This is a genomic window from Vibrio casei, assembly GCF_002218025.2.
GTDB lineage: Bacteria > Pseudomonadota > Gammaproteobacteria > Enterobacterales > Vibrionaceae > Vibrio > Vibrio casei.
Map to the genome: position 1 here is coordinate 94749 of NZ_AP018682.1, position 13173 is coordinate 107921.

Sequence of the window (13173 nt, forward strand, 5' to 3'; positions counted from 1 at the left end):
GTTATGCACTCTCAGCCTTGACACTATTTTGTTCAGGGTTTAAGTACACTTCTTTTGGTAAATCCCAATTACGGATATTACCGCTCCAGCGCTCAGGGTGAGCATCTTTAGCACCTTGATAAACTTCTTTTCTATTAGCCAATATGTCACCCGCTAATCCTGAATGCCTTTGATGTGGGCTGACGTATTTGATGCCACTATGTTTGTGGTTAAAATTATACCAGTGGCTAAATTTCAACACCCAACTACGCGCCTCATCAATTGTTGAAAACCCTTTATACGGATAGTCAGGGCGATATTTACACGTTTTAAATATCGACTCAGCATAAGCATTATCATTGCTCACCCTAGGACGATTAAAAGACGACACGACACCTAAACTATAAAGTGTTTCAAGCATTGATGAGCCTTTCATTGGGCTTCCATTATCCGAATGCAGTACCAGAGGATTATCTTTAACTCCTTCTTTTAAATGAGCTTTCTTAATTAATATTGATGCATTTTCTGCTGATTCGTCATCATGAATTTCCCATCCAACAATCTTTCGACTAAATATATCGAGTATCAAATATAAATAAAAATGCAGCCCTTTAGCGGGGCCTGGTAACCAAGTAATATCCCAACACCACACTTGGTTTGGCCCTGTAGCACAGTGTGTCGTCGGTACTTTTCTCTCTTTTATCTGACTACGTCCGCGAGCGTTTTGCTGTTTTTCTTCATGAAGAACACGATAATATGTTGATTCAGAAGCAAGATAAATACCCTCATCTGCTAATGTAGGGACGATTTGGCTTGGTGGTAAGCTCTTAAAATCATCGCTATTAACGATGGCTAATATGTTATCTCTCTCTGCTTTTGATAGCTTATTTTTTGGCTCAGGGCGCTGAGATATTGGTCTACCATCTGTTTTTATGTTCCCGTCAACAGTCCAACGTTGATACGTCCGGACACTGATCCCAAGTTCACGGCAAGCTTTAAACTTTGGCGCACCAGAACTCACAGCTTCATTAACTAGTTTAACTGCTTGAATGCGAGCTGAGTCGAGGATCATTCGTCCTCGGCTTCCCCCCAGATCGCATTTGCTTTTTTTCTTAACACCAATAGTGCTGCGGTTTCAGCGAGTGCCTTATCTTTTCGACGTAGCTCCTTTTCTAATTGATTGATCTGTTTTTTATCTTTCTTTGTTTCGGTGGAGAAGGCTTTTTCTTGCTCTTTAACGTTAGCGTTTGCATCTATACACGCATTTCGCCAAGCCGATACTTGTTCCACATAAAGACCTTTGCCTCGGCAATATTCCGCTAACTCAGCTTGATTTAAAGAGGCTGTTTCCAACACGACTGAGAATTTATTTGCTGATGACCACTGCTCAGCATTCTTTCCATCACCTGGCACTAAATGCCCCTTATCAATTGCTTGTTTTCGCCAATTATACAAGGTTGATTCACCAATCCCCATCTCGATTGATAATTGGGCTATTGCTATATTATTTGGAGGCATCATCTTCTGAAGAGCCGACTCTTTGCTTTGCGCTGAATAATGTTTCATTGTTACTCCACGCCCTCTGTTTAATGGTTGAATATTAAGCGCGACAACTAGTCTGACAGAGAGGGAATACGATAAACGGTGTGGTTAGGTCATATCCTGCTTTTTCGATAGCGGCTTTATCAAATTTGATTAAAGGTTCACCCTCTTTCACTTGTTGGTCTAACACTACCAAGGTTTCAAAAAACTGTCCTTTGAGATTGACAGTATCTAATCCGACATGGATAAGTAGCTCAGCTCCGTTACTGCATGTTAAGCCCACTGCGTGTTGACTTTCGATAACTGAAGAAACAATCGCATCACAAGGCGCATATACTTGCCCATCTGCAGGTTGAAAGGCGATTCCATCACCTAACAGCCTCTCAGAAAAACTAAGGTCATTTACACTCTCAAGTGAGACAATGACACCATTGATAGGACTATTTAGTTTAAGTTCTTTCGCCGTTTTTGTTGACTCCGAAGTTTGAGTTAGGGAGCTAGAACTTTCTTCTTGAGGGTCATTAAAGCCAACGATGTAAACCAAGATAAATGTGACAACAATTGTGGTAGCCACGCCAATCACTTCTCCAATGAAAGAGCTGCTATTTTCTACACTAATCGCATTCATAATAGTTAGCAGACTAGGCAAACCAGCATAAGCATAGTAATAGCTGCCAAAGAGACTCGCGACTACGGCCCCCAATGCACCGCCAATACATCCGCAAACAAATGGTTTTTTCAGTCGTAATGTAACTCCATAAAGTGTGGGTTCTGTTATACCAAATATTGCAGTAACACCGGCTGAAAATGATGTTGTCTTAAATAATGTATTTCTAGATTTAAAACCCACCGCAAAAGCTGCGGCCATCTGAGCAACTACAGCCATGGTTTGGAAAGCTTGAAATGAGTCTCGGCCATACAAATCAAAGTTAGCTAAAATAACTGGTGTGATCCCCCAATGCACTCCGAAGATAACGATCACTTGCCATATACCGCCGATGAATGCCGCCGCGACAGCAGGTGATGCCTCAAACAACCAGTTATAACCATTTGCTATGCCTACAGCAGCAGCACTACTGATAGGGCCAATTAAGATAAGAGTTATTGGCACCATAATGACCATACAAACAAGTGGTGTGAATAACTCACTCACTACCTCAGGAATGACTCGCTTAGCATATTTTTCTACATAAGAAAGCCCCCATATCATAAATATAGGAGGAAGCACGGATGAGGTATATACGGTCTGAGCTAAAGAGAAGCCGAGAAAAGTAATGACCTCTCCATTAGCAATTTGAGCTGCCATTGTTGCCCAATCAGGATTAATCAGAGTACAGCTACATAACACGGCAATAAAAGGAGAGCATTTAAAGTGCTTGGAAGCTGTAACCGCAATAAATACTGGTAAGAATGCAAATGGTGTCCAAGACATAAAGTTCAAAACAGCAAAAGTACCTGACGTAGTAATTTCTGGAGAAAAATACTTCGCAATAATAAGGATCCCTTGTAATATTCCAGCAGACGCTAAGATAAATACAATCGGAGCAAAAATGGCTGACATAGAGCCAATAATGGCATCTACAACTCTTACTTTGTGACCATTATCTTGTAAGATATGTTGATCGACTAACCCTGACAGAGCCTCATACACTTCAGCAACATGAGTACCAATAACAATTTGAAATTGCCCACCACTTTGGACAACAGTAATGACCCCTGGAAACTGTTTTATCGTTGATTCAGCGTCTATTGGCACAGTCTTTAGCACTAATCGTAAACGCGTTGCACACCTAGTAAAGCTGACGATATTTTCTTCATTTCCCACTTCAACCAATATATCTCGAGCGAGTTGTTGATAGTCTCGAATCTTTGCCATGTAATATTCCTTATTATTTTTAAGCTATGCAACCCCTTTGAGACCGGTTTCAATTTAGTGTCAACACCTCATTGCTGCAACCGGTTTCAGTCTAAACTGTGCATTACTTATCAGTTTCCTTTTAACTTAAATTAATAAATGCTGTTTAGATGGCATCATGACTAATGACCGAAAGTATGTAAATTCGGTCATTTTATATATAGATGGAGGGTTTCACGAGGTAAGTTTTTTGGTAGCGCTTGTCGTTTACCACGTTTTTTTGTGGCCGTTTTTGTGGTAGTGACAATATCATCTTCCACCTTAGCGGCTTCACACTCTACCTCATTAAAGAGGTAGAGTGTGCTTCACCATAAGGCCTCAATGATTCTGAATGTTTCGCGAACTGGCGGTCAAGCGCCAGCTTAAATTGTTCATTCAATGAACGAAGTATCATTGACCTTAAAACGCTTTAAAAAAATCTACTAGCGTTCATTTGGACATTTATTGGTTAGTGCAAAAGGCCTACTAAAGCTCGATAGTGTCAATTGATTTGAATTAATACTTTTTAAAAGTGAATAAAAGTGCCAAACGCGTGTTATTGGATAGTTGGTCGCATTAGTCGATGCAGATCCTGAACAAAACGCTTATGTACAGCAGAACTTAATTCAACATTAATCAGGGCGCGAGCTTACTTTGATGGATTTATAACCCAAAGAAGACTCGGGCCCGATAATCAGCAAGGCAACATTATCGTGACCAGTAACTTGCCTTTCTCTCAATTGTCAAGTGCGTTCACTGACGATGCAACGTTGACGGCGGCACTACTCAATAGTTTTTTTCATCACTCACTCATCATACAGATCAGCGGCGAAAGCTATCGATTACGCGGTAATAAGGCGGCTGGAACCATACCAGCAGTTCTGGGAAGGTCTGAAAGCAAAAATTAATTACGGGGGGCAATTTTACTTCGGCGATAACGCTGATAAGTGGGTCAGTTTTAAACTGACGTTGACACTGTGTAGCAAACCACGTTTAACATCGACTCCAATATGTGCTTTTAACCCAAAGAACCATTGATTTCCTTTCTGGGTTGATGCATTTCTAGATCACGTGATTTTGCTTTATTTTTGGTCGAGCTAGCGGCTTCAATAATAGTTGCGTCAACGATGGTACCTTCTTTGAAGTAGATGCCTAGATCTGAAAGCCATTTGTGCACTTCTTTAAATAGTTTGCGTCCAAGCTTATGCTTTTCCAATAATTCACTGGCTAGAGTTTTCAACGCCGTATCTACTATACGCAAATAACCGCGAGATGCTTGGTTTGGCGAGAATGACTTGGCTCTCAGACGCGGCAACGATATACAGATCTATTGGTTCTAAATCAAAAAGCGTTAACAAAGGCGGTGAGTCAAGACAACTCGCGCTTCGGGAGCGCGTCACTGACACAATTTCTGCGTCAAATAACTTGAAAAGAGCTTACTATTCCGCTGCATTATTTCCTTGAACTAGTATCAGTGACAACGTTCTGAAATCTGCATCTTGAAGTCATTTGGGTATATCGTGTTCATTTCTTTAGTTTAAAGGATAGGCGTTTTATTTGTTTGGATCGCTTTTTCTTGTTTACATAGCTCGATCCAAGCTGTCGCTGTTTTTGGGATATACCGCTCTGAATGCCAAATGAGGCCTAGCCGCCAGTCCATTGAGGTTGAAATGGTTTTTACTAAAACTTCCGTGTCGAGGATTCGATGGCATAGTGGCTGTGGAAGAAAGGTAATGCCACTGCCATTTTTGACTAGTGCAACTAAAAAGTCCCATTGGCTACTTCGTGCTGAAATCTGAGGTGTATATCCAGCTTGGTGGCAACGCTGAAGGATATATTCGCTGAGAGTGAAGTCTTTAGTATACATATAGAAGGGTTCATCTCTTATATCATGCCAAGAAACCAAGTTGTTGTTCTGCCACTTACCATTATTTGGTACAATAGCCTGTATTTGGTACCTATCCAAAGGTAGAAATGTAATTGCATGATCGGTATGCGTCGGTAACATAGTGATCGCAACATCCATTTCGCCATTTATTAAAGCTTGCTCTATCTTTCTTCCCCCATACTCTAAGATGGTTAATTCTACTTTAGGGTACAGTTGTTTATAGCGACGTATTATTCCCGCATAGAGATGTCCAACCATAGGTGGGATCCCCAAGCGAAGATGACCCCTCTCTAGATGATTCAAGTCATCCAGCTCCGCATTAAGCTGTTCCATCGTATCAATTACTTGTAATGCTCTTGCGTAAACGATTTCCCCTGCATCGGTTAACCAAAACCTTCTTCCATCCCGCTGAATAAGTGGCTGGTTTAACGATTGTTCTAAGTTTCTAATCATCTTACTGATGGTTGGTTGAGTAACAAATAGAGCTTCTGAAGCACGCGTGAAGCTTTGATGTTGAATCAATGTTACAAAGTAACGTAAAGCTTTTATATCCATTTGGGAACCTCAAAACTACTAACTACAACTCTATCATGCCATATTGGCATAGTTTTAATAATTATAATTCATTTTATGAAGGTAATTGTTGTCTCTATAATGTGATGACGTTCAAAGATATGATGCGAGGTGGGTCATGGTAAGGTGCTTTTTTACTGTTTTACAGATAGTTATTTTGTCACTGATATGGCTGGCAGGAGATTATTTAGTCAGACAGTTTCATTTACCCATACCTGCTAATGTAACGGGGATGTTATTGCTTTTGCTGCTTTTGTTGGCTCGAGTTGTCAATGTTAATTGGTTACGCGATGGGGCAACTTGGCTGCTGGCGGAAATGTTACTTTTTTTTGTACCTGCTGTGGTGGCCGTTGTGAATTACCAATCTTTAGTGGTACATCAGGGGCTGAAAATTTTTGCGGTGTTGCTGAGTAGTACCATTATTGTTATCGCAGCTACGGCGTTAGTCATTGACCGAGTTTATCGATTTGAGCTAAAGCTTGCGCGCCGCAAACGAAGTTGTAATCAGATCCTTTTAGCAAAAGATATGGAGTCTTAAATGGAGGTATGGGGGCAATACGGAGTCGGTCTTTTTTGTTTGGTTATGACACTGATATTTTATTATTTCAGCAAGTATTTTTACCGACGCAAGCAAAATATTTTGTTGATGCCATTATTTCTCGCTCCGGTTTTATTAATCATTATGGTGGTAGCGTTCAAAATTCCTTACAACTCATACATGGAAGATTCTCATTGGCTGATGTGGATGCTAGGCCCGGCAACGGTGGCATTTTCTATACCGGTGTATGATAACCGTGATCTGATCCGACGACACTGGTTATCTATGGTGGTTGGCGTATCCACCTCAGTCATCGTGGCTGTCACAAGTACAGTGATGCTAGCTCGGTTATTTGATTTATCTGAAATGCTTCAACGAAGTTTAGCTATGCGTTCAATAACAACCCCTTTTGCTGTTGAAGCATCCAAATTAATTGGAGGGCAAATCGACTTAACCGCATTATTCGTGGTAATTACTGGAGTCATAGGTATGGTAGTGGGAGAGTCTATATTGACGGTATTGTCTATTCGCTCTCGACTGGGTAAAGGAGTGAGTTTGGGAGCATCAGCCCATGGAGCTGGCACTGCGAAAGCATTTCAGTTTGGTAACACTGAGGGAGTCATTGCTAGCATAGCAATGATGATAGCAGGAATGGTGACAGTATTGGTTGCCCCATTAGTTGGCCATATTTTTTGGTAGGTTTGGTTAGCACTATTGAACCTACAAATTCAGAACTTAAAAGTTGTGACAACATTTTGTTTCTTGATTGAGCTATTTTATCGGTCAACCCTCTCAACAGTGTGAGTACGCTATTTGAATCCACTAAACATTACTCGCATCAATACAGCCGTCAGTCGAGAAACCAGTTAGTAGTATTGCCATCATTTATGTAGACTGAGCTATCAAATACAACGCCTTCTTCAGTCGCTCCCAACCTCTTAATCAGACGAGCAGAAAAATCATCGAAATATCTGGAGATGAAGTTTAGGGTATAAGGCGTTGCCATGATGCTATATGCTTCAAGCGTCCGCCCGCTTACCCACCAGTAGAAGAAACTGTTTTATGGGAATAAGGCTAGTATAAACGCTCGTTATCAGAAACAGCTATATATCCAGTGGTAATTATTAGGTGAGAAATTACAATTTTGAGCTTAGTAACTTGCGCTATGATTAAAGCGCTGAACAAGCTTATACAGCTAGGTATGCCTGAAATTAATTACATTGCTTGTTGGAAGGTTTTCCCCAAGAGATTGGAAAAATTAAATGAGTAGACTTTCTAGTTTGTTCATTTCTTATGGCTTTGTATAGGTAAGCTTGGATTTCGTGCGGGGCATATTTTTTAATGTATCTGATATTTACTTTGTAAATTAATGGGATAACAACAGGAAATAGCCCCCTCAAACTTTAATGGTGTACGTGCAGAATACACCCCATCGATGGTAGAGATCTTAAGTTGAAAGTCGTTAATACGCTCAGGCTTATCGATATAAAGCGTATTACCTAAAGAAGTCGGCATACCTGTATCCCCACAACTAATTGGCAGGAGACTTTTACGGTAGGCGGTATAGTGATCCGCACCAGCAGTTTTGGACACCGAGTTAAGTGAGTACAATCACTAACGAGGTGAACCATGACAAGCAAGAAAAAACGTATTATCCATTCCCCTGAATTTAAAGCAGAAGCCCTGAAGCTAGCAGAGAAAGTGGGAGTAGCTGCGGCAGCGAGACAACTGTCGTTACACGAATCCCAGATCTATGGTTGGCGTAAGTCAGCTAAGAGCGACACCAGCACCAGTCAGCGGGAAAAAGATCTAGCCGCTGAAGTTGCCAAACTCAAACGACAATTGGCTGAGCAAGCTGAAGAGCTAGATATAGTAAAAAAGGCCGCCACCTACTTCGCGAAAAACCTAAAGTAGATTGCTACGAATTTATGCTCGAACACCTGCTTTGCTTCAGAGTTGCCCGCATGGCTAAGGTGTTCGGTGTTTCACGAAGTGGGTTTTATTACTGGATTAAGCATCGCCACAAGGCCATCCAGCGCGAGGTAACTCGGCAAGAGCTTGATACGAAGGTCAAAGAGGCTTTTGATAATAGCAAAGGTCGTGATGGCTCAAGGCGCATCCAGAAAGAGCTGGCTGAGAACGGTGATAGCCGTAATGTTAAAACCATTGCCGCCAGTATGAAGCGGCAGGATTTAACGCCGAAAGCGGCACGTAAGTTTAAGTGTACGACGGACAGCAAACATAAAATGCCAGTTGCTCCGAACCTGCTGGCTCAGGATTTTAAGGCAGAGGCTCCGAATCAAAAGTGGGCGGGAGACATCACCTATGTTGCGACAAGCGAAGGCTGGCTGTATTTGGCGGTAATCATTGACCTTTATTCCAGGCAAGTAGTCGGTTGGTCTATGGATACCAGAATGACGGCAACTCTGGTTTGCGATGCGTTATCAATGGCCTTGTTCCGTCGAGGGTTCCCTGAGCAGGTTATCGTTCATAGTGACCGAGGTAGTCAGTACTGCTCAAAAGATTATCGAGACATCATAACTGCTTATAATCTAAAGCAAAGTATGAGTAGGAAAGGAAACTGCTGGGATAATGCTTGTGTTGAGAGCTTCTTCCATTCATTGAAAGTTGAAGCGATCCAGTATGAGCCGATCATGACGCGAGACGAGATGCGCCAAACGATCTTTGAATACATAGAGGTTGATTATAATCGGACAAGAAGGCACAGTGCTCTTGGGTATCTAAGCCCAGTTAACTTTGAAAATCAAAATGTCGCTTAATGAAGTGTCCAGTCTGGCTGGAGCAGATCATAGTGCTCAACTAAACCAATCTTATAGGGGGGAGGCTTGTTCTCTATCTAGGCTAAAGTGGGCTTTGTAGTGGTCAACAAAAATAGTAAAGGTGAGAGCCATTTATCTCAATGTTATATTCTATTCCTTGAAAACCATTTAAATTTACTAGTTAAATATAAACAATTCGACGTTCATATGTTAATAGGAATTAATTAAAGTAAAAACTTTTTACTTGTAAACATATGATAATGTCTTAGAATTACAGTTCTCAGACTTTATATCTTAGGGAAGACTATGAAAGACCTCATGACACTACCGAGCGATCTTGACTCTATTAGACCTCAGCAACTAGTCCAGTACCTAAGCTCTAATTCTTCTAAAGCTATCGATCACGAGAAAGTTCAACAGCTGATTTTACATTTCCAAAATCAATTCTACTCTAGGCAAGGTCAGTATTCTGACTCTACATTAAGGCGCTTAAAGTCAGCCTGGGCTATGTTTGTTACATGGTGCAATGAAAATGGACGTCAATCTCTGCCATCTTCACCAGATACTGTAGAAGATTACTTAAAATCCACAAATAAATCGTTACGTGGTAACACTTTAAAAGTTAATCTTTGGGCGATATCTAAGACTCATAAAATTTCTGGTTGTCCTGACCCAACAAAAGACATTTATGTTGAAGGGCAATTAAAACAAATAATCAGAAATAAAAAGTACTCGGGTGAAAGTCCAAATCAAGCGACTGCATTTAACGAGTTTCATTTAAACCAAGTTATTGACCTGTGGGGTACGAGTTCATCACCTATGCAAAAACGAGATTTAATGGTTCTCGGTCTTGCATATGAGTCGCTTCTACGTGAATCTGAAATCGTGCGTATCAAATTTAAACATATAAACTGGAGTCAAGATGGTTCGGCTTTAATAACTATTCCATATACAAAAACAAACCAACTAGGTTCGGATGAAGTGGTCTATGTATCAAAGCAGGTGACTGGCTTTATACGTAAATATTTAGCAATTAATGATTTAGATAAACAAGATGATTCTTTTTTAATTCAAGGATTTACAAAGAGTGGTAATATAAAACAACAACTTTCCCCTAAAGCTGTCACCCCCAAAACCATTGAACGTATTTTTGCAAAAACGGCTGTAATTTTAGGCTTAGAAGATATGGGACTTCGTAAATTCACCGGCCATAGTGCAAGAGTTGGTGCAGCTCAAGACTTATTACGAGATGGGTATACAACTCTTCAAGTACAACAATCTGGTAGATGGTCGACGGAACGTATGGTTTTACATTATGGGAAAGGAATCCTTGCAGCAGATAGTGCCATGGCTAGAAAACGTAGATAGTTTGTCAATATTCAGCTTGAATAATAAGTTTAGTGATTACTGATACCGAGGAAAACTGTTGCACACGATATCAGAAAAATAGATATATTACTGTCATATTTCAACGTAAGAAACTATATAAGCGCAGCGGTGATGATACAGCAACGGTAATCCATTTATCCTATTATTTGGCCACTTACGCTTTGCTTCAGCAACAGCACCTTGGCAATTTTCGTGATAACCAAGTCCAACTTGGTTCTCTGTATTTGGCATATAAGAGCAACCCGCTGTAGTGTTGTGAACCTCATGATCACCATTTCGTTGAGGATTTTTATTGATTATGTAATTAGGCATTTATTATTCTCTTTTTATGTACGTAGCAAAATTGCATACATTTTATACATTGGGGGTAATGATAAAAATATCAACAATAAATGGTTATTGCCTTTGTTTTCGTTGCTTAAAAATTAATATATAAAAAAGGCCGCCTATGGCGACCTTCTTATTATTTCCAATTCATTTTCAGCTCTTTATGCTTAATGGTACAGTCCTTTAAGTACAAATTAATCAAGTTTTGATAAGGCACACCATTCTCTTCCGATAAGCTTTTAAAGTAACTCACTACGTCCTCATCAAGACAAATAGTGATCTGCTTTTTGTTTTTTTTCACATACGGATTAGGTACTGAATTAGAAAAATCATATTGTTCACGCATAACGAAACTCCTCGTATTGTTTACGTTCTCGCTTAGTCGCCTTTCTTGCTGAGATTAAACGTACATTGTTATCTTCATGTCGGTAACAATGGCAAACAACAAGCGTATTACTTTGCTGACTAACACCAATAATAATGAAACGTTCCTCTCCAAGAGAACTATCAGGATTTGGAATCAAACGAGAGTATTCATCTTCAAAAACCGTTCCAGCTTCATCAAAAGTAACACCATGCTTTCTCTTACGGGTAAGGTGAATTATTCATTTTAGTTTTTGTTCTTCTTATTTATTTAACAGTCTTTGAGCCATTAAATAGGCTTCTTTTTTTTCTCGTTTTCCGACGGCTAAGATAAGCACGATTAATTCATCATCAACAACTTTATAAACCAGTCGATAACCAGATTGCTTGAGTTTGATTTTGTAACATCCCGATAATCCACCATGTAATTTGTTTGCCTCTATGTGCGGATTAACTTGAATCTTTTTGAGTTTTTCTTTGAACTGAGATTTAACCGGCTCTCCTAATTTAGAGAAAAGTTTTTGGGCTTTTCGTTCAAATTTCAACTTATAAACTGTCAAGGTCTACCTCAACAAACTCACCCGTTTCATAAGCTTCTTGAGCCATTTTCATTAGCTCAATATTTTCAAGCTCATCAACCATTTTTTCATATAAAGCGGCTGGGACAGCGTAAAATGCAGGTTTGTTGCGATTTAAAATAGCAACAGGCGCACCATGGCCTTCTTCTAATACGCCCATTGGATTATTTTTGAGCTGAGTAAGTCCAGCACTCACATCCGTCAAAATGTTGTTTGTTAAGTTCATAATGTAAACCTCTCTTAAAGTGCATTTAATAAGGTGATTATAAATCTTTTAAAAGGGCTTGTCATGTTTTGTGAAAAATCAGAATGACAAGATAGAGGTGTGAGATGGAAACTGATCCGCACCAGCAGTTTTGGACACCGAGTTAAGTGAGTACAATCACTAACGAGGTGAACCATGACAAGCAAGAAAAAACGTATTATCCATTCCCCTGAATTTAAAGCAGAAGCCCTGAAGCTAGCAGAGAAAGTGGGAGTAGCTGCGGCAGCGAGACAACTGTCGTTACACGAATCCCAGATCTATGGTTGGCGTAAGTCAGCTAAGAGCGACACCAGCACCAGTCAGCGGGAAAAAGATCTAGCCGCTGAAGTTGCCAAACTCAAACGACAATTGGCTGAGCAAGCTGAAGAGCTAGATATAGTAAAAAAGGCCGCCACCTACTTCGCGAAAAACCTAAAGTAGATTGCTACGAATTTATGCTCGAACACCTGCTTTGCTTCAGAGTTGCCCGCATGGCTAAGGTGTTCGGTGTTTCACGAAGTGGGTTTTATTACTGGATTAAGCATCGCCACAAGGCCATCCAGCGCGAGGTAACTCGCCAAGAGCTTGATACGAAGGTCAAAGAGGCTTTTGATAATAGCAAAGGTCGTGATGGCTCAAGGCGCATCCAGAAAGAGCTGGCTGAGAACGGTGATAGCCGTAATGTTAAAACCATTGCCGCCAGTATGAAGCGGCAGGATTTAACGCCGAAAGCGGCACGTAAGTTTAAGTGTACGACGGACAGCAAACATAAAATGCCAGTTGCTCCGAACCTGCTGGCTCAGGATTTTAAGGCAGAGGCTCCGAATCAAAAGTGGGCGGGAGACATCACCTATGTTGCGACAAGCGAAGGCTGGCTGTATTTGGCGGTAATCATTGACCTTTATTCCAGGCAAGTAGTCGGTTGGTCTATGGATACCAGAATGACGGCAACTCTGGTTTGCGATGCGTTATCAATGGCCTTGTTCCGTCGAGGGTTCCCTGAGCAGGTTATCGTTCATAGTGACCGAGGTAGTCAGTACTGCTCAAAAGATTATCGAGACTGATCTGCACCAGCAAG

General features: G+C 40.7%; 13 protein-coding genes and 5 pseudogenes. 7 read left to right on the forward strand and 11 right to left on the reverse strand.

Features of this window, described 5'->3' with window-relative positions; all coding sequences use genetic code 11:
- Position 1: 1 nt before the first annotated feature.
- From VCASEI_RS18910 to VCASEI_RS18920, 3 genes and pseudogenes are all read right to left on the reverse strand, one after another.
- Positions 2-1545 (reverse strand): IS3 family transposase gene (locus VCASEI_RS18910; protein WP_225736794.1). Its coding sequence is split into 2 segments (ribosomal slippage): positions 2-1092 and positions 1092-1545, totalling 1545 coding nucleotides; the frame shifts between segments, so codons are not numbered across the junction.
- Between the two features lie 34 nt (positions 1546-1579).
- Positions 1580-3397, reverse strand: a complete 1818-nt coding sequence (locus tag VCASEI_RS18915; protein ID WP_110957865.1) for a glucose PTS transporter subunit IIA — start codon at positions 3395-3397, stop codon at positions 1580-1582.
- A gap of 200 nt (positions 3398-3597) precedes the next feature.
- Positions 3598-3821 (reverse strand): annotated as a pseudogene (locus VCASEI_RS18920) (transposase domain-containing protein); the annotation flags it as partial.
- Between the two features lie 289 nt (positions 3822-4110).
- On the opposite strand from VCASEI_RS18920, the pseudogene VCASEI_RS19715 reads away from it, so the two are divergent.
- A pseudogene (locus VCASEI_RS19715) lies at positions 4111-4323 on the forward strand (ATP-binding protein); the annotation flags it as partial.
- 63 nt (positions 4324-4386) lie between these two features.
- Here VCASEI_RS19715 and VCASEI_RS18930 read toward each other — a convergent pair.
- A pseudogene (locus tag VCASEI_RS18930) lies at positions 4387-4634 on the reverse strand (transposase); the annotation flags it as partial.
- A 318-nt stretch (positions 4635-4952) separates the two neighbouring features.
- Complete coding sequence (locus VCASEI_RS18940; RefSeq protein ID WP_110957867.1) at positions 4953-5858, reverse strand: LysR family transcriptional regulator; 906 nt, start codon at positions 5856-5858, stop codon at positions 4953-4955.
- A 136-nt stretch (positions 5859-5994) separates the two neighbouring features.
- Between VCASEI_RS18940 and VCASEI_RS18945 the strand changes: the two genes are divergently transcribed.
- The 3 genes and pseudogenes from VCASEI_RS18945 to VCASEI_RS19915 all read left to right on the forward strand — a co-directional run.
- Positions 5995-6414: a CidA/LrgA family protein gene (locus tag VCASEI_RS18945; RefSeq protein WP_110957868.1), complete on the forward strand. Its 420-nt coding sequence runs from the start codon at positions 5995-5997 to the stop codon at positions 6412-6414.
- A complete protein-coding gene (locus tag VCASEI_RS18950) occupies positions 6415-7113 on the forward strand; it encodes an LrgB family protein (protein WP_110957869.1) in 699 nt (232 codons plus the stop codon).
- A 200-nt stretch (positions 7114-7313) separates the two neighbouring features.
- Positions 7314-7684: pseudogene (locus VCASEI_RS19915) on the forward strand (hypothetical protein); the annotation flags it as partial.
- 68 nt (positions 7685-7752) lie between these two features.
- Here VCASEI_RS19915 and VCASEI_RS19525 read toward each other — a convergent pair.
- Positions 7753-7929, reverse strand: coding sequence for a hypothetical protein (locus tag VCASEI_RS19525; protein WP_162621116.1), 177 nt, complete (start codon positions 7927-7929; stop codon positions 7753-7755).
- A gap of 114 nt (positions 7930-8043) precedes the next feature.
- On the opposite strand from VCASEI_RS19525, the gene VCASEI_RS18955 reads away from it, so the two are divergent.
- Positions 8044-9194, forward strand: a protein-coding gene (locus tag VCASEI_RS18955) for an IS3 family transposase (RefSeq protein ID WP_110957751.1) whose coding sequence is annotated in 2 segments (ribosomal slippage) — positions 8044-8287 and positions 8287-9194 — 1152 coding nt in all. Because the reading frame shifts where the segments join, the coding sequence is not laid out codon by codon here.
- Between the two features lie 306 nt (positions 9195-9500).
- Complete coding sequence (locus tag VCASEI_RS18960; protein WP_110957870.1) at positions 9501-10562, forward strand: tyrosine-type recombinase/integrase; 1062 nt, start codon at positions 9501-9503, stop codon at positions 10560-10562.
- 93 nt (positions 10563-10655) lie between these two features.
- Here VCASEI_RS18960 and VCASEI_RS18965 read toward each other — a convergent pair whose 3' ends face one another.
- From VCASEI_RS18965 to VCASEI_RS18985, 5 genes are all read right to left on the reverse strand, one after another.
- Complete coding sequence (locus tag VCASEI_RS18965; protein WP_110957871.1) at positions 10656-10895, reverse strand: hypothetical protein; 240 nt, start codon at positions 10893-10895, stop codon at positions 10656-10658.
- A 151-nt stretch (positions 10896-11046) separates the two neighbouring features.
- Positions 11047-11256: a CopG family antitoxin gene (locus VCASEI_RS18970; RefSeq protein ID WP_110957872.1), complete on the reverse strand. Its 210-nt coding sequence runs from the start codon at positions 11254-11256 to the stop codon at positions 11047-11049.
- Positions 11249-11515, reverse strand: a complete 267-nt coding sequence (locus tag VCASEI_RS18975) for a BrnT family toxin (protein WP_110957873.1) — start codon at positions 11513-11515, stop codon at positions 11249-11251. Before VCASEI_RS18975 ends, VCASEI_RS18970 begins: the two co-directional genes overlap by 8 nt.
- A 21-nt stretch (positions 11516-11536) precedes the next feature.
- Complete coding sequence (locus VCASEI_RS18980) at positions 11537-11833, reverse strand: type II toxin-antitoxin system RelE family toxin (RefSeq protein ID WP_027695183.1); 297 nt, start codon at positions 11831-11833, stop codon at positions 11537-11539.
- Positions 11820-12077, reverse strand: coding sequence for a type II toxin-antitoxin system Phd/YefM family antitoxin (locus tag VCASEI_RS18985; RefSeq protein ID WP_027695182.1), 258 nt, complete (start codon positions 12075-12077; stop codon positions 11820-11822). Before VCASEI_RS18985 ends, VCASEI_RS18980 begins: the two co-directional genes overlap by 14 nt.
- Before the next feature lie 174 nt (positions 12078-12251).
- On the opposite strand from VCASEI_RS18985, the pseudogene VCASEI_RS18990 reads away from it, so the two are divergent.
- Positions 12252-13156, forward strand: a pseudogene (locus VCASEI_RS18990) (IS3 family transposase); the annotation flags it as partial.
- Positions 13157-13173 lie beyond the last annotated feature (17 nt).